Origin of the sequence: Roseovarius atlanticus (assembly GCF_019802205.1) — a bacterium.
Lineage (GTDB): Bacteria > Pseudomonadota > Alphaproteobacteria > Rhodobacterales > Rhodobacteraceae > Roseovarius > Roseovarius atlanticus_A.
In genome coordinates this window covers 1-24,638 of record NZ_JAHVHQ010000004.1, presented here as the reverse complement: position 1 = coordinate 24,638, position 24,638 = coordinate 1, and the positions used below count along the sequence as shown (strand labels likewise).

At 66.2% G+C, this 24,638-nt stretch carries 31 protein-coding genes, 1 tRNA gene and 1 pseudogene; 11 read left to right on the top strand and 22 right to left on the bottom strand.

Features of this window, described 5'->3' with window-relative positions; translation table 11 throughout:
• Window positions 1-161: 161 nt before the first annotated feature.
• From KUV49_RS16705 to pyrF, 3 genes are all read left to right on the top strand, one after another.
• On the top strand, window positions 162-413 hold the full coding sequence (locus KUV49_RS16705) for a hypothetical protein (RefSeq protein WP_152494018.1): 252 nt from the start codon (window positions 162-164) through the stop codon (window positions 411-413).
• Window positions 414-633: 220 nt separating this feature from the next.
• Complete coding sequence (locus KUV49_RS16700; protein WP_222452125.1) at window positions 634-798, top strand: hypothetical protein; 165 nt, start codon at window positions 634-636, stop codon at window positions 796-798.
• A 54-nt stretch (window positions 799-852) separates the two neighbouring features.
• Entirely contained in the window at window positions 853-1,575 is a 723-nt protein-coding gene (gene pyrF / locus KUV49_RS16695; protein ID WP_222452124.1) for an orotidine-5'-phosphate decarboxylase, read from the top strand.
• 33 nt (window positions 1,576-1,608) lie between these two features.
• Here pyrF and KUV49_RS16690 read toward each other — a convergent pair whose 3' ends face one another.
• The gene (locus KUV49_RS16690; RefSeq protein ID WP_222452123.1) at window positions 1,609-2,013 is read right to left on the bottom strand and encodes an NUDIX domain-containing protein; all 405 of its coding nucleotides are present in this window, start codon (window positions 2,011-2,013) and stop codon (window positions 1,609-1,611) included.
• A 68-nt stretch (window positions 2,014-2,081) separates the two neighbouring features.
• On the opposite strand from KUV49_RS16690, the gene KUV49_RS16685 reads away from it, so the two are divergent.
• Window positions 2,082-3,335, top strand: a complete 1,254-nt coding sequence (locus tag KUV49_RS16685) for a DNA polymerase IV (RefSeq protein WP_222452122.1) — start codon at window positions 2,082-2,084, stop codon at window positions 3,333-3,335.
• Window positions 3,336-3,454: 119 nt separating this feature from the next.
• On the top strand, window positions 3,455-4,360 hold the full coding sequence (locus tag KUV49_RS16680) for a hypothetical protein (protein ID WP_222452121.1): 906 nt from the start codon (window positions 3,455-3,457) through the stop codon (window positions 4,358-4,360).
• 140 nt (window positions 4,361-4,500) lie between these two features.
• Here the strand turns inward: KUV49_RS16680 and KUV49_RS16675 are convergent, their stop codons facing one another.
• Window positions 4,501-5,364 carry an N-formylglutamate amidohydrolase gene (locus KUV49_RS16675; RefSeq protein ID WP_222452120.1) on the bottom strand — a complete coding sequence of 288 codons (864 nt, stop codon included), beginning with the start codon at window positions 5,362-5,364 and terminating at the stop codon, window positions 4,501-4,503.
• A gap of 257 nt (window positions 5,365-5,621) precedes the next feature.
• On the opposite strand from KUV49_RS16675, the gene KUV49_RS16670 reads away from it, so the two are divergent.
• Together KUV49_RS16670 and ykgO are read left to right on the top strand one after the other, a co-directional pair.
• Window positions 5,622-5,696, top strand: a tRNA-Val gene (locus KUV49_RS16670).
• Window positions 5,697-5,765: 69 nt separating this feature from the next.
• On the top strand, window positions 5,766-5,891 hold the full coding sequence (gene ykgO, locus KUV49_RS16665; protein ID WP_025058716.1) for a type B 50S ribosomal protein L36: 126 nt from the start codon (window positions 5,766-5,768) through the stop codon (window positions 5,889-5,891).
• Between the two features lie 372 nt (window positions 5,892-6,263).
• Here the strand turns inward: ykgO and KUV49_RS16660 are convergent, their stop codons facing one another.
• From KUV49_RS16660 to creD, 6 genes are all read right to left on the bottom strand, one after another.
• Window positions 6,264-6,635, bottom strand: a complete 372-nt coding sequence (locus tag KUV49_RS16660) for a GFA family protein (protein WP_222452119.1) — start codon at window positions 6,633-6,635, stop codon at window positions 6,264-6,266.
• Window positions 6,636-6,639: 4 nt separating this feature from the next.
• Window positions 6,640-7,482 carry an urea carboxylase-associated family protein gene (locus tag KUV49_RS16655; RefSeq protein ID WP_222452118.1) on the bottom strand — a complete coding sequence of 281 codons (843 nt, stop codon included), beginning with the start codon at window positions 7,480-7,482 and terminating at the stop codon, window positions 6,640-6,642.
• A 7-nt stretch (window positions 7,483-7,489) separates the two neighbouring features.
• On the bottom strand, window positions 7,490-7,696 hold the full coding sequence (locus KUV49_RS16650) for a hypothetical protein (protein WP_152494027.1): 207 nt from the start codon (window positions 7,694-7,696) through the stop codon (window positions 7,490-7,492).
• Window positions 7,697-7,760: 64 nt separating this feature from the next.
• On the bottom strand, window positions 7,761-8,933 hold the full coding sequence (locus tag KUV49_RS16645) for a type III PLP-dependent enzyme (RefSeq protein WP_410000779.1): 1,173 nt from the start codon (window positions 8,931-8,933) through the stop codon (window positions 7,761-7,763).
• A gap of 221 nt (window positions 8,934-9,154) precedes the next feature.
• Window positions 9,155-10,798, bottom strand: a complete 1,644-nt coding sequence (locus KUV49_RS16640) for an FAD-binding dehydrogenase (protein WP_261391547.1) — start codon at window positions 10,796-10,798, stop codon at window positions 9,155-9,157.
• 66 nt (window positions 10,799-10,864) lie between these two features.
• Entirely contained in the window at window positions 10,865-12,289 is a 1,425-nt protein-coding gene (gene creD / locus KUV49_RS16635; RefSeq protein ID WP_222452115.1) for a cell envelope integrity protein CreD, read from the bottom strand.
• 143 nt (window positions 12,290-12,432) lie between these two features.
• Between creD and KUV49_RS16630 the strand changes: the two genes are divergently transcribed.
• Complete coding sequence (locus tag KUV49_RS16630; RefSeq protein ID WP_222452114.1) at window positions 12,433-12,885, top strand: MarR family winged helix-turn-helix transcriptional regulator; 453 nt, start codon at window positions 12,433-12,435, stop codon at window positions 12,883-12,885.
• Here the strand turns inward: KUV49_RS16630 and KUV49_RS16625 are convergent.
• The 14 genes from KUV49_RS16625 to KUV49_RS16560 all read right to left on the bottom strand — a co-directional run bounded on the left by KUV49_RS16625 (window position 12,855) and on the right by KUV49_RS16560 (window position 22,413).
• Entirely contained in the window at window positions 12,855-13,154 is a 300-nt protein-coding gene (locus tag KUV49_RS16625) for a hypothetical protein (protein ID WP_222452113.1), read from the bottom strand. The genes KUV49_RS16630 and KUV49_RS16625 overlap by 31 nt on opposite strands.
• Window positions 13,154-13,933 carry a succinate dehydrogenase iron-sulfur subunit gene (locus KUV49_RS16620; protein WP_222452112.1) on the bottom strand — a complete coding sequence of 260 codons (780 nt, stop codon included), beginning with the start codon at window positions 13,931-13,933 and terminating at the stop codon, window positions 13,154-13,156. The genes KUV49_RS16625 and KUV49_RS16620 overlap by 1 nt, the downstream gene beginning before the upstream one ends.
• Before the next feature lie 14 nt (window positions 13,934-13,947).
• Entirely contained in the window at window positions 13,948-14,268 is a 321-nt protein-coding gene (locus tag KUV49_RS16615) for a succinate dehydrogenase (protein WP_222452111.1), read from the bottom strand.
• Complete coding sequence (locus KUV49_RS16610; RefSeq protein ID WP_222452110.1) at window positions 14,265-15,014, bottom strand: class I SAM-dependent methyltransferase; 750 nt, start codon at window positions 15,012-15,014, stop codon at window positions 14,265-14,267. Before KUV49_RS16610 ends, KUV49_RS16615 begins: the two co-directional genes overlap by 4 nt.
• The gene (locus KUV49_RS16605; RefSeq protein ID WP_222452109.1) at window positions 15,014-15,616 is read right to left on the bottom strand and encodes a hypothetical protein; all 603 of its coding nucleotides are present in this window, start codon (window positions 15,614-15,616) and stop codon (window positions 15,014-15,016) included. The genes KUV49_RS16610 and KUV49_RS16605 overlap by 1 nt, the downstream gene beginning before the upstream one ends.
• Window positions 15,616-17,421, bottom strand: coding sequence for a succinate dehydrogenase flavoprotein subunit (sdhA, locus tag KUV49_RS16600; RefSeq protein ID WP_222452894.1), 1,806 nt, complete (start codon window positions 17,419-17,421; stop codon window positions 15,616-15,618). Before sdhA ends, KUV49_RS16605 begins: the two co-directional genes overlap by 1 nt.
• 100 nt (window positions 17,422-17,521) lie before the next feature.
• A complete protein-coding gene (gene sdhD, locus KUV49_RS16595) occupies window positions 17,522-17,893 on the bottom strand; it encodes a succinate dehydrogenase, hydrophobic membrane anchor protein (RefSeq protein WP_222452108.1) in 372 nt (123 codons plus the stop codon).
• A gap of 13 nt (window positions 17,894-17,906) precedes the next feature.
• Complete coding sequence (sdhC, locus tag KUV49_RS16590; RefSeq protein WP_222452107.1) at window positions 17,907-18,290, bottom strand: succinate dehydrogenase, cytochrome b556 subunit; 384 nt, start codon at window positions 18,288-18,290, stop codon at window positions 17,907-17,909.
• Between the two features lie 172 nt (window positions 18,291-18,462).
• Window positions 18,463-19,164 carry a DUF1194 domain-containing protein gene (locus tag KUV49_RS16585; RefSeq protein WP_222452106.1) on the bottom strand — a complete coding sequence of 234 codons (702 nt, stop codon included), beginning with the start codon at window positions 19,162-19,164 and terminating at the stop codon, window positions 18,463-18,465.
• A gap of 79 nt (window positions 19,165-19,243) precedes the next feature.
• Window positions 19,244-19,687 carry a response regulator gene (locus tag KUV49_RS16580; RefSeq protein ID WP_152497161.1) on the bottom strand — a complete coding sequence of 148 codons (444 nt, stop codon included), beginning with the start codon at window positions 19,685-19,687 and terminating at the stop codon, window positions 19,244-19,246.
• A 71-nt stretch (window positions 19,688-19,758) separates the two neighbouring features.
• A complete protein-coding gene (locus KUV49_RS16575) occupies window positions 19,759-20,790 on the bottom strand; it encodes a MaoC family dehydratase (protein ID WP_222452105.1) in 1,032 nt (343 codons plus the stop codon).
• Between the two features lie 2 nt (window positions 20,791-20,792).
• On the bottom strand, window positions 20,793-20,996 hold the full coding sequence (locus KUV49_RS16570; RefSeq protein ID WP_222452104.1) for a DUF1737 domain-containing protein: 204 nt from the start codon (window positions 20,994-20,996) through the stop codon (window positions 20,793-20,795).
• Between the two features lie 4 nt (window positions 20,997-21,000).
• Entirely contained in the window at window positions 21,001-21,546 is a 546-nt protein-coding gene (locus KUV49_RS16565) for an NnrU family protein (protein ID WP_222452103.1), read from the bottom strand.
• 3 nt (window positions 21,547-21,549) lie between these two features.
• Window positions 21,550-22,413 carry an HpcH/HpaI aldolase/citrate lyase family protein gene (locus KUV49_RS16560; RefSeq protein WP_222452102.1) on the bottom strand — a complete coding sequence of 288 codons (864 nt, stop codon included), beginning with the start codon at window positions 22,411-22,413 and terminating at the stop codon, window positions 21,550-21,552.
• A gap of 228 nt (window positions 22,414-22,641) precedes the next feature.
• Between KUV49_RS16560 and KUV49_RS16555 the strand changes: the two genes are divergently transcribed.
• The 3 genes and pseudogenes from KUV49_RS16555 to sucC all read left to right on the top strand — a co-directional run.
• Window positions 22,642-22,929 (top strand): hypothetical protein, encoded by a 288-nt coding sequence (locus KUV49_RS16555; RefSeq protein ID WP_222452893.1) that lies wholly within the window; start codon window positions 22,642-22,644, stop codon window positions 22,927-22,929.
• Window positions 22,930-23,203: 274 nt separating this feature from the next.
• Window positions 23,204-24,166 (top strand): malate dehydrogenase, encoded by a 963-nt coding sequence (gene mdh / locus KUV49_RS16550; RefSeq protein WP_222452101.1) that lies wholly within the window; start codon window positions 23,204-23,206, stop codon window positions 24,164-24,166.
• A 353-nt stretch (window positions 24,167-24,519) separates the two neighbouring features.
• Window positions 24,520-24,638, top strand: a pseudogene (sucC, locus tag KUV49_RS16545) (succinate--CoA ligase subunit beta); the annotation flags it as partial.

Genomic DNA, 24,638 nt, shown 5'->3' with positions numbered 1-24,638 from the left:
AACCAGATGTTGTGGCAAAAGCCGCTTGAAGACACGACATAGGCGACAACCCGCTCAACAGAATTCGTGAACCTTGCAACTTTTTCGACCGACCAAACGTTAATGAAACAGTTATCCACAGGCTAAGTCACTTAGGTAACTCGTAAAACAGGAGCAGACCAATGCAGATCGAGAAGCTTGAATTCGACGCAATCCGCTACAACCCCGAACTTGAAGCGTTCGAGGCGGCCGTTCGTATCCACGAGTCCGGTCACATCTTCCGCTACCCCGTCCACCTCAAGGCCCCGCTCAACGCCGAATACGCGCTGATCGCCCGCGGCCTGAGGCAGAAGGCCAGCCTGCGCCACACGCAGAAGGCCCATGACCTGCGCTCGTCCCTGCCCGAAGCCGCGCAAGGTGCCGCCGCCGCCTGACAAACAGGCGTAAAGTTGCGAGGGGGCGTCCGTTAACCAATTTCCCCTCGCAACCCGTGGCCGGATGAGGCATCCTCGCTGCAGTTGCATAGTGAGGTGTGTTATGAAAATCGAGCGGATTTCCTTGGAAAATATCGCTGTTTCGCCACATTCCGGTGCCCATGTCGCGACGGTTTTGCTGCAGGGCAACGAAGGTTCCCTCAGCTTGCGCGCCTCCGCCATGCCGCCCACGGTTCTCGGTGACCTGACCGAGACCGCGATCGTGACCCGCGCCCTGGTCCAGGATGCCCTGCGCCAGGTGCGGCGGATGCCCGAGTTTCGCAACGCCCCGCAGGCCGTCATCGTCGCCGAAAACGCCTGGCCGCGCTCTGCCGAACAGGCTTGACGCCGCCGCCCCGGCCCGCAACAAGGGCGCGACCCGACGCGAAAGGTTGCGCCCATGCCCGAACCCGTCCAGCTCAGATCCGACCTGCCCGCCGATGATCGCCTGATCGTCGCCATCGACCTTCCGAACGCGCTCGAAGGCCTGCACCTGGCCGAAACGCTCGGCGACGCGGTGTCGTTCTACAAGATCGGCCTCGGGATGCTCACAGGCGGCGGCCTCGCGCTGGCCAACGAGCTCAAGCAGGATCACGGCAAGCGCATCTTCCTCGACATGAAGCTCTTCGACATCGGCGCCACGGTGGAAAACGCCGTGCGCGGGCTGGCGCAGTTCGACCTCGACTTTCTCACCGTGCATGGCGACCCCCACGTGGTCCGCGCCGCCCGCGAGGGCGCGGCGGGCAAGCCGATGAAGATCCTCGCCGTCACCGTGCTGACCTCGCTGGACCGCGCCGATCTCGATGCCTCGCTGATCGCCCCGGGCGACATCCCCGACATCGTCGCCACCCGCGCGGCCCGCGCGCTCGAGGCCGGGGCCGACGGTGTCATCGCCTCGCCGCAGGAGGCCGCGATGATCCGCGCCCTGCCCGAGGCCGCGGGCAAGCTGATCGTCACCCCCGGCGTGCGCCCCGCCGGCGCGGCACTGGGCGACCAGAAACGTGTCGCCACCCCGGCACAGGCCCTGTCGGACGGCGCCGATCACATCGTGGTGGGCCGCCCGGTCTGGGCCGCCGACGACCCCCGCGCCGCCACCCAGGCCATCCTGAACGACATCGCCTGACGTAGGGTGGGTGAAACCCACCATGACTCCCCACTACCCCGCCAGGTACGCCGCCACCCGCTCGGCGAAATGCGGCACGGCCTTGTCATGCGCCACATAATCCTCGGGCCACATCAGGCACCAGCCCAGCCCCTCGTCGCCAAAGACCACCTCGTCGGCCAGCGCCACATCGCAATGCGCCGCAAAGAACCACATGGGCGTGGGCCCCGCGTAGAACCGCCGCCAGCGCAGCACGCCGGGCTCCAGCACCAGCCCCAGCTCCTCGCGCGTTTCGCGCAGCACGCAGGTCTCGGCACTTTCCGCGCCGTCGCGCCCGCCGCCGGGCAGGTCCAGGAACCCCGGCCACGGGATGTCGGGCGCATGGTCGCGCTCGATCACCGCCAGCCGCTTGCCCAGGAACAGCGCCAGCTTGGTACCCTCGAACCTCTCTTCGCTCATACCGTCTTTTCCCTCACGCGCCGCGGCCCTACAATAGCCGCATCGCAACCCCGAACGCAGCCCCGCCCATGCCCGCCTTCTGCCGCGACTGCCTGACCCGGTTTGACACCGGCGCGCGCTGCCCCGCCTGCCGCAGCCCGCGCGTGCTGTCGCATCCGGAACTCTTCGAACTCAGCATCGCGCACATGGATTGCGACGCGTTCTACGCCTCGGTCGAGAAACGCGACAACCCCGAACTGGCGCACAAGCCCGTCATCATCGGCGGCGGCCGGCGCGGCGTGGTCTCCACCGCCTGCTACGTCGCCCGCATCCGCGGCGTGCGCTCGGCCATGCCGATGTTCCAGGCGCTGAAACTCTGCCCCGACGCCGTCATCATCAAGCCCAGGATGGAGCTTTACGCCCAGGTCTCGCGCCAGATCCGCGCCATGATGCAGGACCTGACGCCGGATATCGAACCCTTGTCGCTGGACGAGGCGTTTCTCGACCTGACGGGCACCGCTCGCCTGCACGGTGCGCCCCCCGCCGTGATGCTGGCCCGTCTGACCAAGCGGATGAAGGACGAGCTTGGCCTCACCGGCTCCATCGGCCTGTCGCACAACAAGTTCCTCGCCAAAATCGCCTCCGACCTCGACAAGCCGCGCGGGTTTTCCATCATCGGCAAGGCCGAGACCGCCGATTTCCTGCGCGACAAGCCCGTCAGCCTGATCTGGGGCGTCGGTCAGGCCGCGCGCAGCTCGCTGGATGCGGCGGGCATCCGCACCTTCGCCGACCTCCTGCGCTGGGAGAAGACCGACCTGGTGGCGCGCTTCGGCTCCATGGGCGACCGGCTCTGGAACCTCGCGCGCGGGCAGGATCACCGCCGCGTTTCGGCGCATACCCCGATGAAGTCGATCTCGAACGAAACCACCTTCCGCGAGGACACCGCCAGCGCCGACATCCTCGACGGCCATCTCTGGCGCATGGCCGAAAAGGTCGCCGACCGCGCCAAGGCCAAGCACCTCGCAGGCCGCGTGGTGACGCTGAAGCTCAAACGCTCCGACCACTCGCTCCTGACCCGCCGCATCTCGCTGCGCGACCCGGCGCAGCTGGCCGACACGCTCTACCGCACCGCCCGCGCGCTCTTCGACCAGGTGGACCACACCAAACCCTATCGCCTGCTGGGCGTGGGCCTGTCCGACCTCGTGCCCGAGACCGCCGCCGAGGCGTCGGGCGACCTTCTGGACCCGCAGGCCCGCCAGCGCGGCCGCGCCGAACGCGCCACCGACGAGATCCGCGCCCGCTTCGGCGCCGACGCCATCCTCAAGGGCCGTTCCCTGCGTTGAACCGGGTTTCTACCATCAAAGCAGAGTGTTACCGGCAATCCCCTGTGACCGAAAAATCACATCTACGCCGCGTGTTATCGCTCGTGCAACTTTCCGCGCCGTGCCACGTTGCTTGGGTCATGAAACGCATACCGAACCGCCCCCTGCCCCGCCTTGCCGCGCTCGCGCTCTGCGCCACCGGCCTGCGCCCCGATGCCGCCACTGCCGCCGATTGGGTGGACTTCTCCGGCGACATCTCGGTCGGCGCCAACAGCATCCAGGACAACGCCTTCATGTCCCGCGTCGACGCGATGCTGACCTTCACGCTGTTCGACGTCGCCGACAGCCCCGTGGCGTTCGAATTCGGCACTTTCGGCTATTACTACAAGGGCGACCGCCCGCACGAGACCTACGCCGCCTTCGTCTATGACGACCGCTTCCGGCTGGGCGTGGTGAAACCGGCCTATGACCGCGTGCTGATCTCGCCCTTCGATTTCACCGCCGCCTCCGTCGCCGAGACCCGCGCCGAATACACCCGCGCCCGCGCCACGACCGAGGCGTTGCGCTTCAACTCGGTGCCCGTGGGCGTGTCCTACGGCGACACCACCGGCGACACGTCCTGGGCCGTCTCGCTGCTCGATGCCAGCGACGGCAATTTCCGCTCTGCCGCCGGCTCCGCCGAATGGCGGGCGCAGGCCATGACCTTCGCCGCCGCGATCGAGGGCGTCTGGGACCCCAAGGATCATTTCGACGGCATCAACGCCAAGATCGGCGCCCGCTGGCAGGAAGGGCGGCTCGAGATCGGCGCCGCCTTCCTGCACCCCGACGCCAACCAGCGCCCCGACGCGGTGGCGTTCGACGTGAATTACAATGTCTGGCGCGACCTGACCCTCTCGGGCTTCGGCGAGGTCACGCGCGACAGCACGACCTCCGCCTACGGGCTCGCCGCCCGCTACGATTTCGCGGATCGCTCGGATGTGAGTTTCGCCGTCACCGACACCACGACCGACGAAGAGGTGCATTTCACCTATACGAGACGGTACTGAAGCGTTTCGCCGGGTCCGACACCGTCCGGCGCGTCAACCCGGCCCCCTGCAAGACACCGCACCGTCGCCATACCACCCGGATACCGACGCGATACCGACGGTCCGTTTTCCGCGCCCCAAGGCGTTAACCCTTGATTCGCCTATTCCGCCGCCAGCTGCTGCGGCTCGGGCCGCCCGACCTCGGCGATCTCGGCGATCACCCCCTCCAGCAGCGCCTTGAACGCCTTGAAATTGCCGTTGGGCCGGATCAGCCGCTCGTTCATGTAAAGCGCCCGGTCGATCTCGACCTGCACCGCGTGCCGGTTCTCCTGCGGGCGGCCGTAATGCTGCGTGATATAGGCCCCGGCAAAGGGCGCATTGCGCGCCACCTTCAGCCCGGCGGCAGCAAACGCCGCCTCGATCCGGTCCACCACCTCGTCGCTCGCGGCCGCGCCAAAGCGGTCGCCCAGCACCACCTCGGGGCGCCGTGCGCCGCTGCGCGCGACGGCATCCATCGCCTCGTGCGGCATCGAGTGGCAATCGACCAGTATCGCCTGTCCGAACAGTCCAAGCGCCTGATCCAGCTGGGTTTTCAACGCCGCATGGTAGGGCCGCCAATAGGCGTCGATGCGCCTTTGCGCCTCGTCCATCGTGATCTTGCCGGAATAGATCGCCTTGCCATTGGCCACCACCCGCGGGATCACCCCCAGGCCAGAGGCCACGCGCGGGTTGTGCCCCGTCCGCCGCGCCCCTTCGATCAGCGCCGGGTCCAGTTCCTCGGTCGAGCGGTTGAGGTCCACGAACGCCCGCGGCGCACCCGCCTTGATGAACGGTGCCCCGTTGCGCGGCGCGGCCTCGAACAGCTCGTCCACGAACGCATCCTCGGAGCTGCGCACGCTCAACTCGTTCAGGTTCGTGCGCCGCACGAAGGACCACGGGTAATCCCGCCCGCTATGGGGCGACGCGAACACCACCGAGGTCGTGCGACGCTCGGGATGTGAAAGGGTAAACGCGGCTTTTGGCATTCTCTCTCCCAAAGCGTTTCGCCATCGACCCCAAGTCATCGGCAAAAGGCGAAACGCGCGCAACGATTGGCTGTCGTGCTGCGTTTCGCGACACTATGCAAATCAGGCTCACCGCGAAACGCCTTGTCAAAGTATCATAGTCTGAAAATCAGGTTCTAAAAGCCCTTGATCCCCTTCCCGACTCCTTTTATAGACACGCCTCACCGGCGCGGTTTCCCGCGCCCCTATTTGTTAGGGGCCATGCCATTCCGGTATCAGGGCGATTAGCTCAGCGGTAGAGCACTTCGTTGACATCGAAGGGGTCACAAGTTCGATCCTTGTATCGCCCACCATATTCACTGCCCGGCCTTGCCGGTGCACCCGCAACCCGGCGCCCCGCGCCACGACATTGGAGACGAGTGATGAAAGTCCGGAACTCGCTGCGTTCGCTCAAGAACCGCCATCGCGATTGCCGCGTCGTGCGCCGCAAAGGCCGCGTCTACGTGATCAACAAGACCCAGAAGCGTTTCAAGGCCCGCCAGGGCTGAGATCCCGATCCGGGTCTGCTGAACGAACCCCGCCTCGGCGGGGTTTTTTCGTTTGGCCGAAGCGGCGGATTTGCAGCCGCGCGATTGCCAGACCGCGGGCTGGCGAACTGACATGCGTTCAAGGCACTTTATCTCTGCCACCTCCGCAAAACATCGAATTTAGGCGCTCCCGTCCCCAAATCGCCAGCCCGTCGCACCAGAGGTGCGCCGTTCATAGTCGGCACGCCTCCGGCGTGACGGGCGGCCCCCCTTTCGGCGATTGCAGGCAATCGCCTTTCGGTCAACGGACGATCGCGCGGCGGCGCGGCGTGGCCGCGCCTCGATTCCGCGCGGAGCGCGCTCTTCACACGTTGTTAGGAAATACGCAGGAAACTACACCTCATCCCGCTCGAACCGCGCCATCCCCGGCACCTCCGGCAGCCATTTTTCCCGCCGCACGCACCACAGCTCATAGGTCGGCTCGAACGCATTCGGCGCGTCCAGCGCCCCAAGGTGGACCTCCACCTCGCCGTCGCTGACGGAAAACACCGACCCGCCGCAGCGCGGGCAGAAATGCCGGCCCTCCCAGTCGCGCGTCTCGCCCCGAATCGTCACCGCCGCCGCCGGGAAAATCGCGGCGGCAAAGAACACCGCCCCGTGATGCTTGCGGCAGTCCAGGCAATGGCACAGCCCCACCCTGTCGGGCGCGCCCTCCGCCGTGATCCGCACGGCCCCGCACAGGCACCCGCCTTCGACCCGGTCCATGCCGCTACCTCCCGTGGGTCCGGTCATAGCCGTTCACCGGCGGGCTGACCCAATCGCCCAGGGCGCCCTCCGCCGGCGCGAACACCTCCACCTTCAGCGGATAGCACGCCGCCGTGTCGCTGGAATGCTCCGCCGAGCAATCCCCGCCCGGACAGGCGCTCAGCGCCCCCAGCAGGTCGATCTCGGCAAAGAACTCGAGGTAGTCGCCCGGCCGCACCGGGCTGGCCTTCATGAAATACTGGCCGGTATCCCGCGTGAACCCGGTGCACATGAAGACGTTCAGCACGTCATGCACCAGCGGCTCCGCCTCCTCCAGCGAGACCTCCAGTTCGTCGGCCACCGCCCGGATCAGGTTGGAATGACAGCAATGGTGATACTGCGACCCGGCCAGCAGGTTGCCGGTATAGGGATCGCAGCGCGTGCCGATCACGTCATGCACCGATCCGCCGAATTCGTCGATCCCGTACCAGTCCAGCGTATCCTCCACGATCGTCGCCATGGGCCTCAGATAGGGAAAGCCCGACCACATCCGCTCGCCCGTCGTCAGGTGCGTGCCGTGCAGCGCCCGCGACTTGCCGGAATAGAACCGCTCGCCCAGATCATTCGCGTTCCACAGGTTCAGGTCCCCCACCTGCGGGCCCTCGACACTGGTGATGCGAAAGAACTGCCCCGCCGCCACGCGAAAGCAGGCGGCCTCGCGCGGCGCGGCGATCGCCTCGCTCACTTTCTCGGCCCCCTCCCGCGCGGTACGGTACAGGTCCAGATCCGGCACCGGCAGCGTGTCGTTGGGATAACAGACGACAGGCGCGACGGCCCGGCGCACTTCGGCATCGGTGGGTTCCGGCATGGGGTCCTCAGGATTGCGGCGTGTTCCTCATGCAATCCAAAGGCGGTTTGCCATCCGATGTAAAGGCCCGCGCCCCGCAGAAGGCACAGCGAAAGGCCGTCTGCGACGGGGTCGATGCGCCACGGTCCTCGCGCCAGCGGCAATTGCGCATCGCCGGGCGCGCATAGATCGCCACCAGTATGAACGCAATGACAAGACCCACGACAATGAACATGCCGTGGGTCTTACACTGTCCCGCGGGGCAAGGCCAACCGGCCCGCCCCGGATCGGGGGGCAGTTCAGAGCACTACGACGTCCAGCGGCGGGAAGCCGTTGAAGCCGACGCTGGAATAGGACGAGGTGTAGGCACCGCAGCTGCGGATGAACACCCGGTCGCCCGATTTCAGGCCAAGGGGCAGGTCGATCATGCGTTTTTCATAAAGCACATCCGCCGAATCACAGGACGGCCCGGCCAGGATGCAGGGGCCCATGCGCTCGCCGTCACGGGCGGTCACGAACTGATAGCGGATGGCCTCGTCCATGGTCTCGGCAAGGCCCGAGAACATGCCGATATCCAGGTACACCCAGCGGTGCAGGTCATCGGGCGACTTGCGCGACACCAGCACGACCTCGGCGGCGATCATGCCGGCCTCGGCCACCAGGCCACGGCCCGGCTCTGCCATCACGCGCGGCACGTCGCCGAAGCGCTCGGCCACCATCTCGCGCACTTGCGCGGCATAGATCGCCGGCGCCGCGATGTCCTCGCCATAGAAAGCCGGGAAACCGCCACCGATATTCAGCAGGTCCAGCGCGTGGCCAGCCTCCCGCGCCGCACGCCAGACGTCGGCGATCCGGTCCAGCACCGGCGCCCACATGGCGGTCTCGCGGGTCTGGCTGCCGACATGGAACGACACGCCCACCGGGCGCAGGCCCAGCGCAGCGGCATAGTCCATCAGCGCCACGGCGTGATCCGGCGCGCAGCCGAACTTGCGCGTCAGCGGCCAGTCGGCACCCGACGCCTCGACGATCAGGCGGATATAGACCTCGGTGCCCGGCGCGTGCTCGGCGATCTTGTCCAGCTCTTCCTCTGCGTCGGCGGCAAAGAGCGTCACGCCCACGTTATACGCGAACGCGATGTCCCCCGGTTTCTTCACGGTGTTGCCGAACGAGATGTCCTCGGGGCGCGCGCCTTGCGACAGGCACAGCTCGATTTCGCCCCGGCTGGCGGCGTCGAAATGGCTGCCCTCGTTGACCAGCGCCTCGATCACCTGCGGCTCGGGGTTGGCTTTGACGGCATAGTGGATATGCGCATCCCCCAGCCCCTGCGCCAGCGCGCGATAGTTCTGCAACACGACATCCGTGTCGATCACCAGCGTCGGGCGGTCAAAGGTGGTGGTGCGCAGAAAGCCCTCGATACGGGCGGCGCAAGCATGGCGGAAATCACCCGACAGGTCGGTGACGAAAGCGGTCATGGACATCTCCAAAAGGCACATTGCGGCAAGGGCCGCGAGGTTCAGTTCAGAGACGTTACCGTCGCTACGTAACCGCTTTGGTCATGGCCTTCGGGACAGAGGCGCGTGCGTTGGCGTCTTAGCGTGCACATGGGGCCAAACCCTGAGTCGCGCAAGAGTTTTTGCGAGCCGGCCGAATATTTTTTCCGCACGATTCGAACTGTGTTTTCACTACATCAGTTTCAGGCGCTCCGCCCCGCCGCGCGCCCCGAGAAAATGCACCCGCCAAGGAAGGTTCCCTCCAGCGCATTGTACCCGTGGTAGCCTCCGCCACCGAACCCCGCGACCTCTCCGGCGGCGTAAAGCCCGTCCAGCACGCTGCCATCCGGCCGCAGCACTTTTGCTTCCAGATCGGTGTGCAACCCGCCCAGCGACTTGCGCGTCAGGATGTTCAGCCGCACGGCGATCAGCGGGCCATTGGCGGGGTCGAGAATCGCATGCGGTTTCGCCGTCCGGATCAGCCTGTCGCCCCGATAGGCCCGCGCCTGCCTGATGGCGATCACCTGCGCATCCTTGGCGAACGGATTGGTCAGCTGCGCATCCCGCGCTGCGACCTGCGCCCGCAATGCTCCTGCGTCCAGCGGTGCGTCCGGCGTGATCGCGTTCATCCCCTTCACCAGCGCATCGAAATCCTTTGCCACGACGAAGTCCTCGCCATGCGCCTTGAACGCCTCCACCGCGCCCGTGGCCCCCTTGCCCAGCCGTTCCTTCAGCACCTCGCGCCACTTGCCCGAGGTCAGGTCGGGGTTCTGCTCACTGCCCGACAGGGCAAACTCCTTCTCGATGATCTTCTGCGTCAGGATGAACCAGGAATGCTCATGCCCCGTGCTGAGAATGCGTTTCAACGTGCTCAGCGTATCGAACCCCGGCAAACACGGCGCCTCCATCCGCACGCCCAGCGCGTCGAACCACATCGAGGACGGCCCGGGCAGGATGCGAATCCCGTGGTTGGGCCAGATCGGGTCCCAGTTCTTCAGCCCCTCGCAATAGTGCCACATCCGGTCCTCGTTGATCGCCCCGGCGCCTGCGGCCTTGGCCACGTCCAGCATCTGGCCGTCGACGTAATCCGGCACGCCCGCGACCATGACCTTGGGCGCGGGCCCAAGCCGGTCGACCGGCCACAGCTTGCGCACCTTCTCATGGTCCCCGCCAATGCCGCCCGAGGCGACGACCACGCTCTCGGCCTGCATCTCGAACTGCCCCGTCACCTCGCGGTTGGTGGACGCGCCACGCACCGCGTCATCCTCGGCCAGCACATCCCCGCGCAGCCCCGTCACGCGCCCGTCTGTCACATCCAGCCCCGTCACCCGATGCCGGAACGCGAAGCGCAGCTTGCCCGCCGCCTCGGCCTCCTGCACCAGCCGCACGAACGGCGCGACAACGCCCGTTCCGGTGCCCCATGTCACGTGAAAGCGCGGCACCGAATTGCCATGCCCGTCGGCCTTGGCCCCGCCCCGCTCGGCCCAGCCAACCACGGGAAACCAGCGTATTCCGATATCGTGCAGATAGCCCCGCATCGGCCCGGCGGCGAAATCCAGATACGCCTCGGCCACGCGGCGGGGGTTGGCATCCTCCGCCCGGTCGAACCCGGCGCTGCCCATCCAGTCCTGTGCGGCCAGATCGCGGCTGTCGCGGATGCCCATGCGGCGCTGTTCGGGCGTGTCGATCATCATCAGACCGCCCAGCGACCAGAACGCCTGCCCGCCCAGGGATTGCGGCCCTTCCTGGTCCAGCAGCACCACCTTGCGCCCGCGCTGCACAGCCTCATGCGCAGCCACAAGCCCGGCCAGCCCGCCGCCCACGATCGCGACATCGGTCTTCAACATCATCTCCTCCCACGCTTGCGGGGCAGCCTAACCCGGCCGCCCCGCCTCAGGGAAGGAAACGTCGCGTCAGCTTGCGGGCTGCGGCGCCTCCGGCTGCGGTTCGGGCTTGCGGAACCAGCCCCGGCGCGGCCCCTCGCGCGGCTCGCCGTACCAGTTCTCGTTCCGCGTGGCGAACATGGTGCCCGCGATGGCCGCAAACAGCAGGATCGACCCGGCCAGCAGGGCATAATCCGCGCTGCGCAGGATGAGGTACAGCACACCGTAAAGCACCGCCAGCATCGCGCCCACTACCAGCGTGCGGCGGCCCAGCTTGAGCGCCGTCGCGGCAAAGGCCGTCACCAGCCCCACGGTCGCGGCCCCGGACACGAGGTAGGCCATGCCGAACCCGACCTGTTCCGACAGCGCCAGCATCAGCAGGAAGAACGCCGATTGCGCCAGCCCGATCAGGATATACTGCACCGGGTGGGTCGGCCGCTTCGTCTGCCCCTCGACCAGGAAAATCGTCAGGAACGTCAGGCCGATGAACAGGATCCCGTACCGCGCCGCGCGATAGGCCTTCTGGTAGAAGTCGTTCGGCTGATAAAGCCCCACGCCAAAGCTCGACGTGTTCCGCGCCACCTCGTTCTGGTCCTCGCGGCTGACCTGCGGCAAGGGGCGCGCCAGATGCGGGATCACCCAATTGGCCTGAAACCCGTCCTCGCGCACCTCGTGGCTGTCGGGCAGGAACGCGCCCTGGAACTCCGGATGCGGCCAGTCCGAGGTCAGCGTCACCCGCGTCTCGCGCCCCACCGGCGTGAACGAAAGTGCCTCGGCACCATTCAGCCCCATCTTCAGATCGAATGCCCCGATCTCTCGCGGATCGCCCGTCGGCGCGCGCAGCCCGCCGACATAGCGGTTCTCGCTCGCCACCGGCTCCATCTCCAGCGCGCGACCATCGGCCATCAGCCGGGTCTCGCCGCGCAGGGCGCGGTTGGAACTCACGTAAACCCGCACCTCCGCCTCGTCCCACAGCAGAACCTCCTCGCCGCGCAACGCCGCCTCGGCCTCTTCGGCGTTGAAGTCGAACGCGCCTTCCGCCTTGGCGGTATAGACAGGCACCGAGAAGATACCCCGGCTGCGTTCCTGCGTGGTCTTGTCCATCTTCAGGTCCAGCAGATCGGGGTACACGTAAACCGGATCGCGCCGCAGCACCCGCTCCACCTGTTTGAAGCGGAACACCGGCTGATCGTCGCCATCCAGTTTCTGCTCGCCGGTCAGGGGGTCGATCACCTCCTCGCGCTCGCGCACCATCACCGTCTCCTGCACCGGGATGATCAGGACCGGGCCGGACAGCAACTGTTGCCCACCCCACTCCTGCCCGACCGAGGCGATGGTCTGGCGGTTGTAATCCGCACGGCTGTCGATGATCGCACCGACGAAAAACACGGGGATGGTCATCAGCAAGACCAGCAGGCCCACGATGATGAAGCGCAATCCGGGGGAACGCAGCATAGGAATGTCCTCTCATTTCTTATTCCGATGCCCCGTTTTGCGCAGGCGCTCGTGCAGACGCCCCCGCCCCGGTTGCGCAGATTTCGTGCAGTGGGGCCTGCGCCCCCTTGCCCCCCAGATGCACCTGCATTTAGGCTCGGGCCATGAGCAGAACATTCCAGAACCTTTCCGCGTGGCAGGTCCTGTCGCGCAGCCATCGCCGACTTCAGGGCCATCTGGAAGCGGCGCTCAAGGCCGAAGTCCTGCCATCGCTCGACGTGCTGGACGCGCTGGCCGCGCTCGATGCGGGGCCCGAGGGCCAGACGGCAAGATCACTGGAAAACCGCCTGATGCTGCCGCAATACGGCGTGTCACGCCTGCTCGACCGGATGGAGAAAGACGGGCTGATTCGCCGCGTCGCGGATGCCGGCGACAAGCGGCTCAAGCATGTGCACCTGACAGAGACGGGTCGCGCGACGCTGGGCGCCATGGTCCAGGCCCGCGATGCCGCGCTCGATACGTTTCTCGCGCCCCGCGCCAAGCCGGGGCAGCTGGACCGGATCACCGATCTGCTCTCCCTGCTCGATCAGGACCTGTCCGAGCCGACCTCGGGATAAAGCAACCCGAACAGCGCCAGGGGACGCTCGTTGCGCGACAGCGTGCCCGGCTCCCATCCGTCGCCGAAGGCCGCGAAGACCTCCTTGTCGTCGTAATGGTCGTCGAAAACCTTGCCCGCCCGTTCGACCAGCCCGGCCAGTTCGCTGACGAACTTGCTTTCCCCGATCGCCGTCCGGTTCAGGTAATGCAGCCGCCCCGACAGGTGGCGGCACACGTCCCGAAACTCTTCCTTCGACTTGAAATCGAGCTCGGGACGCGGCTTGCTCATCACATGGCCCGCTCGAGCATCAGCTTCTTGATCTCGGCAATCGCCTTGGCGGGGTTCAGCCCCTTCGGGCACGTCTTGGCGCAGTTCATGATCGTGTGACAGCGATACAGCTTGAACGGATCTTCCAGATCGTCCAGCCGCTCGCCCGTCGCCTCGTCCCGGCTGTCGATGATCCAGCGATAGGCATGCAGCAGGGCGGCCGGTCCAAGATACTTGTCACCGTTCCACCAATAGCTCGGGCAGGCCGCCGAGCAGGAGGCGCACATCACGCATTCATACAGGCCGTCCAGCTTTTCGCGGTCCTCGATGGACTGCTTCCACTCCTTGGCGGGGCGGTTCGTCTTGGTCTCCAGCCACGGCATGATGCTGGCGTGCTGGGCATAGAAATGCGTCAGGTCCGGAATCAGGTCCTTGACCACCGGCATGTGCGGCAGCGGATAGATCTTCACGTCGCCCTTCACCTCGTCCAGGCCATAGATGCAGGCCAGCGTGTTGATCCCGTCGATATTCATCGCACACGACCCGCAGATCCCCTCGCGGCAGGACCGGCGGAAGGTCAGCGTCGGGTCGATCTCGTTCTTGATCTTGATCAGCGCGTCCAGAACCATCGGCCCGCACTTGTCCATGTCGAGGAAATAGGTATCGACCTGCGGGTTCTTCCCGTCATCGGGGTTCCAGCGATAGATCTGGAACTTGCGCACGTTCTTGGCGCCTTCGGGCTTGGGCCACGTCTTCCCCTTGGTAATCCGGGAATTCTTCGGAAGCGTCAGCTGTACCATTTACGTGTCCTCTCTCAGCGGCCCAGCAGGACCAGACCGTTTTCAGCAATACATTGAACCGACTCGGGCCGGCTCGCGATGTCCACCACCAGCTCGACCGTGGCGGGTTGGACCCCGCCGACGGAATCGCGCGCGATGGTGATGATTTCCCCGGCCGAGGCCGCGTCGATGATGCAGTCGGTCACCGGCGCCACTGTGACGCCCGGAAACCGCCGCGCGACGATGCCGTTGACCACGGCCTTCGCCCGGTCCCGCGCGATGGCGTCGGCGGCGTCATTGGCCGCGTCGCACCCCGCCAGCAGCAGGGGCAGCGCAAGAATCGCAAGCCACCTCATTCCGCAGCCTCCATTTCCTTCAGGTCCGGCAGCACGTCCTCGACCTTTCGCATCTGCATGATCTGCTTCAGGTTCTTCGGCCCGAAATCCTCGATCGTCAGGTCCATGAACTTCGCCACGATCTCGTCCCGCGCGTCTTCCAGCACCCGGTTGTCGGGGTCCAGCCCGGTCACCATGCCGAGCCCGCAGGGCCGCGGGTTCAGCACGTCAAACGCCAGCTCGGGCCGGTATTCCCGCAGGATCAGCGTCATCTTCCACACGTCGCCCGACCAACCCTTGGTGCGCTCGGGGTCCCACTCGCGCTCGGCGGCGGCGGGCGAGAACGGCACGAGGTCATGCAGCAGGATCGCCGCCTCGGGATGGCACAGCTTTTCCGTGGCGATGAAATCGTCCAGCACGTATTCGAACAGGTGCATCCCGTCGATGAAAGCCATGTCGATGCGCGGCGCTATCTCCTGCGCCTGGCCGCTGGCAAAGAAATCGCCGCTGGTCTTCTGCACCAGATGCAGCGCGGGCTTGTCGCCCATCACGTCGCCCCCCAGGCGAAAGGCCGGGTCCACCGCGATGGCCTTGCCCGGGCACCGCGCCAGCGAGTGCCCGCGCCCCGCGCCGATCTCGAGATACCACTCGGGGGCCCGCGTCAGGTGCAGACCTTCCAGCACATCCAGGTAATGCCGCCCCCGCGCACGCGGCCAGCCCGCCGGACGGGCGGGCTTTGCCGTGATATGCGTGGCGGCCCTGGGCATCAGTAGGGGTTGCCGATGCAGTATTGCGTACCGCCGTACATGACAGGCGCATGTTTCGGGCACGGGCTCGCCCTGCGCGCGACGCCGGTCACCTTGACCACCGGGCTGCCGCCCCGGCCCAGCGCCTGATCGGCACAGGCATTGATCCGGTTCGCCGCCTCGGCGGTGACGCGGCCATGCGGCACGATCCAAATGCGCGTCTGCTGACCGATCGGAATCTCCTGCCACTGCCCGCCCAGGCGGACACCGCCGCCAATGCCGAACTTGTGCTTGCAGTCCAGGATCGCGCTGCGCTGCTCGCGGACCGAGATATAGCGGTTCGGGTTCGCCGCGGCGGTCACCGTCGACGCCCCGAAACGATAGGCGATGCAGCTGTTCAGCGCCTGCGCCTCGTAATGCGACGCGCCAGAGCCGCGCACGGGCGTCATGATCACGTCGTCGCCCCGGACGTTCGTCACGTAGGATCCCTCGGGGCTGACCTCGGCAAAGCACGCCTGAACGACGCGGTCCACGTTCGCGGGCGTCGTGTCGACGGCCTGCGCCGCGCCTGCCAGCACGGTCAGGCCGCCAATCGCGGCGGCGGCTCTCAGTATGGCTTTCATCAGAATGTCCTTTCCTTGGGTGCAATCTTCTTCAAATTGATCCCACCCTCGGATTCGGTCGTGAGCGGGTCCTCGATGATAGGACGATAGCTCAGATCCACACTCTTTCCATCCACCCGCGCGACGGTATGCACGCGCCAGTTCTCGTCGTCGCGCTTCGAGAAATCCTCGTGCGCGTGGGCGCCGCGGCTTTCCTTGCGCGCCTCGGCCCCGGCGATGGTCGCCAGCGCGTTGGGCATCAGGTTGGTCAGCTCCAGCGTCTCCATCAGGTCGCTGTTCCACACCATGCTGCGGTCGGTGACCTTCAGGTCGCCCAGCTTGGCCGCGATCGCATCCATCTTCTTGACGCCCTCGGACAGCGTCTTGGAGGTCCGGAACACCGCCGCGTCTTCCTGCATGGTGCGCTGCATCTCCAGCCGCAGCTCGGCGGTGGGCGTGCCGCCATCGGCATGGCGGAAATGGTCGAAGCGGTCGAGCGCCTTGTCCACCTCGCCCGTATCGGTCGCCGGCACGGCGCTCTCGGGGTTCACCACCTTGCCCGCGCGAATGGCCGCGGCCCGCCCGAACACCACGAGGTCGATCAGCGAATTCGAGCCCAGACGGTTCGCCCCATGCACGCTCGCACAGCCGGCCTCGCCCACGGCCATCAGACCCGGGACCACCGCGTGCGGGTCGTCCTTGGTGGGGTTCAGAACCTCGCCCCAGTAATTCGTCGGGATACCGCCCATGTTGTAATGCACGGTCGGCAGCACCGGGATCGGCTCCTTGGTCACGTCCACCCCGGCAAAGATCTTGGCGCTTTCCGAGATTCCCGGCAGGCGCAGGTTCAGCGCCTCGGCGGGCAGGTGGCTGAGGTTCAGGTGGATGTGATCCCCGTGCTCGCCCACGCCGCGCCCTTCGCGAATCTCCATCGTCATCGACCGGCTGACATAGTCGCGCGGCGCCAGGTCCTTGTAGTTGGGCGCATAGCGCTCCATGAACCGCTCGCCTTCGCTGTTGGTCAGGTAGCCGCCCTCGCCGCGCGCACCCTCGGTGATCAGGCAGCCCGAGCCGTAGATCCCGGTCGGGTGGAACTGCACGAACTCCATATCCTGCAGCGGCAGGCCCGCGCGGGCCACCATGCCACCGCCGTCGCCGGTGCAGGTATGGGCGGACGTCGCGCTGAAATAAGCGCGCCCGTAACCGCCGGTGGCCAGCACGACCATCTTGGCGTTGAACACGTGGATCGTGCCGTCATCCAGCTTCCAGCAGACGACGCCGGTGCATTGGCCGTCCTCGCTCATCATCAGGTCGATGGCGAAATACTCGATATAGAACTCCGCCTTCTGCTTCAGGCTCTGGCCGTAGAGCGTATGCAGGATCGCGTGGCCGGTCCGGTCCGCGGCGGCGCATGTCCGCTGCACCGGGGGCCCTTCGCCGAACTCGGTCGTGTGCCCGCCGAAGGGGCGCTGGTAAATCCGCCCCTCCTCGGTGCGCGAAAACGGCACACCGTAATGCTCCAGCTCGTAGACGGCCTTGGGCGCCTCGCGCGCCAGGTATTCCATCGCGTCCGTATCGCCCAGCCAGTCCGACCCCTTCACGGTGTCGTACATGTGCCACTGCCAGCTGTCCGGCCCCATGTTGCCAAGCGATGCCGCGATGCCGCCCTGCGCCGCCACGGTGTGCGAGCGGGTCGGGAAGACCTTGGTCACGCAGGCCGTGCGCAGGCCCTGCTCGGCCATGCCCAGCGTCGCGCGCAGCCCCGCGCCGCCGGCGCCCACCACAACAACGTCGTAATCATGTGTCTCGTATTCGTAAGCCGCCATGCTTCGTGCCTTTTCCGGTTCGTCTGCTCGGGCCATGCCGGCCCCGGCGATATGGTCTCAAAGGGGCCGGGGCGACCTGCGCCCTGCCCTTGACTGTTTCTCAGAGCGCCAGGCGCGCGATGGCGAAAAGCCCCGTCGCCATGGCGCCATAGCTCAGGCAGGTCACCAGGATGATCGTGACCTTCTGCGCCGTGCCATGCACGTAGTCCTCGATCAGCACCTGGCACCCGTCGGCGAAATGCTTGAAGCCGACGACCAGCGTCAGCGCCGCGACGATGGCCGGGAAGGGCCGCGCGTAATAGGCCGTGACCTCCTCGAAGGAACTGCCCAGGATGCCGCCGAAGGTGAACACGAAAAGCGGGATCAGGATCAGCAGGGCAACGCTCTGCACCTTCATCGCCCAGAAGTGGTGCACGCCGGTCTTGGCCGAGCCCAGGCCCATGGCGCGTTTGCGGTCTGTCAGGTAACGCATGTCGGGGCCTCCTTCAGATGAACAGCACGGTCAGGATGGTCAGAACGACCGATCCGCCGATCGCCGCCCAGCCCAGCATCTCGGCCTTGTCGATCTGCAACATCATGCCGTTGTCCCAGATCAGGTGCCGCACCCCGGCCAGCGTGTGGTACCACAGCGCCCAGAGCGACAGGAACATCACGATGTCGCCGAACCAGCTGGTCACCACCGCGTCGGCGGTCGCGAAATAATCGGCCGAGGTCGCGGCGGCCAGAAGCCACCAGACCGTCAGCAGGGCCGCCACCAACAGCGCGTTGCCGGTGATCCGGGTCAGGATCGAGGTCATCGACGTCAGCTGCGGGCGATAGATCGTGAGGTGGGGCGAAAGCGGCCGGTTGCCGCGATTTACGTCTGCCATTGGCATTCCCTTTCTCGTCGCGATGTGGCGCCGACCCGGGTGGGCCAGCCTGCCCCGCGATTTGAGTTCGTTTTATCCAATCATCCGGGGCCTCTGCAAACCCGTATTCTTCAAATAGTGCAGGCATTTCGTCGCAAAAGCAGTTTTCGTGATCACATACATAGGTGCGTGATCACAAATGCGGCGCAAAGGAATCACCCGGCGCTTTCGAGATGGGTTTGGTGAATTCGCGCAGCAGTTTGCGGCGCATTCGGGCGGGATACTCGGCGTAATCATTGGCTGTGATCACAAACGCACCGGGCCCGTGGATGACGTTTTCCCAGAAATACTCGGTCACGCCCGGCTCCGCCCCTTCGATGACCAGCGCGTTGACCACGATCCCTTCCTGCCGCAACAGGCCATGCACGTCGCGCGGTCCCGGCCCCTCGTTCGACGCCCCGTCGCCCGACACGTCGATCACCCGGCGGTGGCATTCGGGCACGTCCCTGAACTGCGCAGCGCCGGTCTCCAGCGCCTCGCCGATGGCCGTGGAAAAGTTGCGCCAGACGCGGGGCGTGGTCTCGATCCGCGCCGCCAGCGCCTCGACCGCGTCGAAATCGGTCATCCGTTGCCACGGCACCACCACGCGCTGGCGCGAGGTGCCGGTCCATTGCAGCACCAGCACCGCCGCCTCGCCCACGACCAGCGCCTCGCTGACCGCGCCATCGCGCAGCCCGTCGGCCAGCCCCTGCATCTGGATGCGGTATTCCCGTTGGTCGACAGAGCCCGACACGTCCACCGCCAGCACGAGCGCCACCTCGCAGGCGGCGGCGGACACCGCGGCGCCGCAGGCCCCGACGGCCGAAAGACAAAGACGCAAGAAGACGCGTACCATGCCCGCAGCATGCGTCAGACCGCGGCCGCTGCCCAGAAAAACCGCTCGGCGCGCGGCTCACATTCGCGTTGCCCCGCCCTCAGGCGCTGCGTCGCATCGGCCCCGCCACGCGCTGCGTGATCATGTCTCCCACGCACTCGCGGAAGAAATCGCGCAGCTTGCGCATCGGGTCGTCGGTCTTGTCGATCACGCTCAGCCCCGCCGCGCGCGCCTTGTCCCACATGAAGGGCGAGGGCCAGCCCGAAACGATCACGATCGGCACGTCCGACAGTTCCGGCGCGCCGGCGAGTTCCCCGGCAAACTCGCTGCCGGACCCGTCGGGCACACTGTTGTCGCACAGGATGGCCGAGTATTGCGAGCGCGACAGCGCCTTGCGCGCGGTTTCGATGGTCGGGACGAAGTCGATCTCGGCCTCCACCCGCGCGCCGCGCATCGCACGGCGGATCATCTCCTGGTCGTGGGCACTGTCTTCGAGAACGAGGCACCGCAGGCGCGGGCCTTCAAATGGCGTTGGATCAGGCATGGCAACCTCCTTTCGCACAGGAAAGGAAGCTACAGACCATGTCTTAACAAACCGAAAACGGCGTCCGGGCCTCAGATCGGCATCAGCGCCCAGTAATCCAGGTCCAGCAGGACATGGGGCAGGTACTTGCCGTCCTCGCCGCGCAGACCGAACGGCGCGCCGCCCTTGGTCGCCACCAGCCGAAGCCGCAGCGCGCCCACACCCGGCACGGCGGTCTCGGCGCGGTCCAGCACCTCCGACCAGGCCCGCACGGTATCCCCGGCAAAGCAGGGGTTGGCGTGGCTGCCCGCGTTGATCGCCGCGATCATCTGCGCATTGGCCAACCCGTTGAAGCTCAGCGCGCGCGCCATCGAGATGACATGCCCGCCATAGATCAGCCGCTTGCCGTCCTCGCGCGGGGTCACATCGAAATGGGTCTTCGAGGTGTTCTGCCACAGGCGCGTGGCCATCATGTGCTCGGCTTCCTCGATGGTCACGCCGTCCACGTGATCGATCGTCTCGCCGATCTCGTAATCGCCCCAGCGATGCGGCTCGCCGGCCAGCGTCATGTCATAGTTGGAAAAATCCAGCCCCGCGGGAACAACCAGGTCCCCGGGGGCGACATGCGACGCGGTCTCTGGCACCACGGGCGCGGGCGCGGGCGCGTCCACGTCCTTCTTCCGTACCATCACCCAGCGCACGAACTGCATCACCGGCAGGTCCTGCTGGTTGATCCCCGTCGTGCGCACCCAGACGATCCCGGTCTTGCCGCTGGACGTCTCCTTGACCCCGATCACCTCGGACTCCGAACGCAAAGTATCCCCGGCATAGACCGGCCGCAGCCAGCGCGCCTCGGCATAGCCCAGGTTCGCCACCGCGTTCAGCGAGATGTCCGGCACGCTCTTGCCGAAGACGATGTGAAACGCCGCCAGGTCGTCGATCGGGCTGGCGGGCAGGCCGCAGGCCCGCGCGAACTCGTCCGAGGAGTAAAGCGCGTGGCGCGCGGGATAAAGCGCATGGTAAAGCGCCCGCTCGCCCCCCGACACGGTGCGCGGCACGGCATGGGGGATCACCTCGCCGACGGTGTAATCCTCGAAGAAACGCCCCGGATTGGTCTTGGCCATGCTCAGTGCTCTCCCAGCTTGGTGTCGGGCGTATATGTGCCCTCGGCTTCCTTCACCACGGCCTGGCCGCAGCGCATCACGCCGTTGGCCGCGTCGAACGCATAGGTCGGGCTGCCATGCAGCTCCCACCCCTTGTTCAGCGCCTCCGTCACCTTGTGGCAAAAGGCCGACGTGTCATCGGCCGAGAGGAATCGATAGAGTTTCATATGCTCACCCAAAGGCCGGATAGCCCAGCCAGTAATGCACGGCCACGATCAGGCCGTAGACCACGACACTGCCCGCCACCGCGGCGATTTCCTTGGATTTCGGCGCCGGGTCGGGGCGCACCCACTCCGGCTGCGACTTGTTGATCACGATCATCTCGATCACCGCCCAGGCCAACAGCCCGCCGAACAGGATGAACGACGGCACGTCGCCGTTCACCAGCAGGTGCGCCAGCGCCCAGACCTTGACCGCGCCCAGCATCGGGTGCCGCATCCTGCGCGCCAGCGCGGTTTTCATCCCCGAGGCCGCGAACATGTAGACCGACAGCGGCATCAACAGGTTGTTGATCCCCACGGTCATCGGGTGCCGCCCCCAGAAGACCGCGCCATCGGCGGCCTGGTAACCCCTGGTCATCATCCAGATACTGACCAGCAGCAGCACGGCGATCACAGCCTTGCCGGCGGTGCCCATCGCCGCCCGCGGCCCCGGCGCGATCCGTTTGAACAGATGCGCGCCTGTCCACAGCAGCACGCCTGCGATCAGCAATCCCATGACCTACTCCGCCGCCATCTGTGCGATCGCCTCGGCCTTGGCCAGCGTCCGCTGCGCCGCCACCACATGCAGGTTTTCCACGATCTGCCCGTCGACCACGGCAATCCCCTGCCCCTGCTTCTTGCTTTCCTCGTAGGCCTCGATCTGGCGCACGGCCGTGTCGATCTCGGACTGCGTCGGGGCAAAGGCCGTGTTGGCGATGTCGATCTGGTCGGGGTGGATCAGCGTCTTGCCGTCGAACCCCAGGTCGCGGCCATGCTCGCATTCCAGCTTCAGCCCGTCGCCGTCGCGGAAACGGTTGTAGACCCCATCCAGCGCCACCACGCCCCGCGCGGCCCGCGCCGCCATCACGATCATCTGCAACGACGCCAAGAGCGGCATCCGGTCCGCCCGGAACCGACAGCCCAGCTCCTTCGTGAGGTCGTTGGTGCCCGCCACCAGCCCCGTCACCTGCCGGTGCGCGGCGATCTCGCGGGCGTTGAACACGCTGGCGGGCGTCTCCATCATCGTCCAGATCGGGATCTCGGTGCCGATCAGATCCGACAGGTTGTCCACATCCGCATAGGTGTTGACCTTGGGCTGCAGGATCACGTCCGCGCCCGCATCGCCCAGCACGCGGGCATCCTCGAACCCCCACTCGGTCGTCAGCGCGTTGATCCGCACGACCTTCACGCGGTTGCCGTAGCCGCCGTCGCTCAGCGCCTGCGCCAGCGTCGCGCGCGCCTCGGCCTTGGCGTCGGGCGCCACGGCATCCTCCAGGTCAAAGATGATCGCATCGGTGGGCAGGGTGCGCGCCTTGTCCAGCGCCCGTTCCTTGGAGCCGGGAATATAAAGAACGGATCGGTAGGGATGGGTCGAAAGGTCCATGGCGTGCCCCGCTGTCTGGTCGAAATTTTCTTGCGCGGGAATTCGCCATTTTTGGAACGAAAGTTCAAGACCTTTCTCGCCGCGATGCAGAAATGGCCGTGGCGCAAGGGCGTCCGCCGGCCTGCGAACCCTCCGTTAACCATATCTTGATACCCTCATCCGCACGCTCTCGGCACAGATACGGCAGGGACCCAGCTTTGAAAGGGTAAGACGATGAAGACCAAACTGATGATGCTCGCCACGCTTCTGGCCATGGGTCTGTCCGGTCCCGCCATCGCCGCGAGTTGCGCACCCCGCGATACGGTCGTCGACCGGCTCGCCACCAAATACGGCGAAACGCGGCAATCCATCGGGCTCGGGCCCAACAACGCGGTGGTCGAGGTGTTCGCCTCCACCACGACCGGCACCTGGACGATCACGGTGACCTCGGCGCATGGAACCACCTGCCTTGTCGCCAGCGGCCAGTCGTTCGAGACGCTGGACGAGGGGCTGCCAATCGACGGCGACGACGCCTGATCCGGGCCCTGGCCGGACGCGGGCGGCCCGTCGCCCGCGCGCCAGATTCGCCGCTCGGGCCGCAGCGCGGGCCGTCATGGCGGCGCACTCAATTCGATACATCTCGCGCCTCTCGGGGCGCTCACCCTAAGCACCTGAGATTTCAGTCGCTTTTGACGCCATCGCGGCGCCTTGCCTGGCCGCCGCCATCGCGCCGCGGCGCAGCACCCTTGAATTGACCCCGGTTTGCGACTACCCCGTAGCGCGAAATCAAACCCACCGGAGATCAATTTCCATGGCCAGACCCAAGATCGCCCTCATCGGCGCGGGACAAATCGGCGGCACGCTTGCGCATCTCGCCGCCATCAAGGAACTGGGCGACGTCGTCCTGTTCGACATTGCCGAAGGCACCCCCGAGGGCAAGGCGCTCGACATCGCCGAATCCGGCCCGGCCGAGGGCTTCGACGCCGCGCTCAAGGGCACGCAGGACTATACCGACATCGCCGGCGCCGACGTCTGCATCGTCACCGCCGGTGTCCCGCGCAAGCCGGGCATGAGCCGCGACGACCTCCTGGGCATCAACCTCAAGGTCATGAAATCCGTGGGCGAAGGCATCGCCGCCAACGCCCCCGACGCCTTCGTCATCTGCATCACCAACCCGCTCGACGCGATGGTCTGGGCCCTGCAGAAGTTCTCCGGCCTGCCCGCCCAGAAGGTCTGCGGCATGGCCGGCGTGCTCGACAGCGCCCGTTTCCGCCACTTCCTCAGCCTGGAATTCGGCGTCTCGATGAAGGACGTCAGCGCCTTCGTCCTGGGCGGCCACGGCGACACCATGGTGCCTTGCGTGCGCTATTCCACCGTCGCCGGCATTCCGCTGCCCGACCTCGTCGACATGGGCTGGACCACGCAGGAAAAACTCGACGCGATCGTCCAGCGCACCCGTGACGGCGGCGCCGAGATCGTCGGCCTGCTGAAGACCGGCTCGGCCTTCTACGCCCCCGCCACCTCGGCCATCGAGATGGCCGAAGCCTATCTCAAGGACCAGAAACGCGTCCTGCCCTGCGCCGCCCATTGCGACGGCGAGTTCGGGCTGAAGGGCATGTATGTGGGCGTGCCCACCGTGATCGGCGCGGGCGGCATCGAGAAGATCGTCAACATCAAGCTCAACAAGGACGAGCAGGAGATGTTCGACACCTCCGTCAAGGCCGTGAAAGGCCTCGTCGAGGCGTGCAAGGGCATCGACAGCTCGCTCGGTTGACCCCCGGCACATAGTTTCAACTCCGAACGCGCGGACCGTCCCGGCCCGCGCGTTTTCCTTTGCAGAAGTGTCGCCGGGACGGCCCGCTCAACGGACCCAGGCGGCAGCCATTCCGGCCCCGCACCGGCGGTGCTGCGCTCTTCCCACGCCAGCGCCCAAAACGCCCCTCTGCCCGCGCGCGCGCGATTCGTCTTGCATATCAACGCCCTGATTTGTGATCACAGCCTAAAATCGTGTGATCACAAAAGGCGGAAATTCGCCGTAATTCGTGGGGCAGGTGACGAAAGGGGTTAAGTCCTGCTTCATCCTGTGGCTATACCAGAGGCAAACGCACAGAAAGATGGGAACTCTGCATGAACATCCATGAATACCAGGCGAAGGCCTTGCTGCGCTCTTACGGGGCGCCTGTATCGGACGGGCGTGTCGTGTTGCGCGCGGAGGAGGCGAAGACGGCGGCGGGCGAGCTTGACGG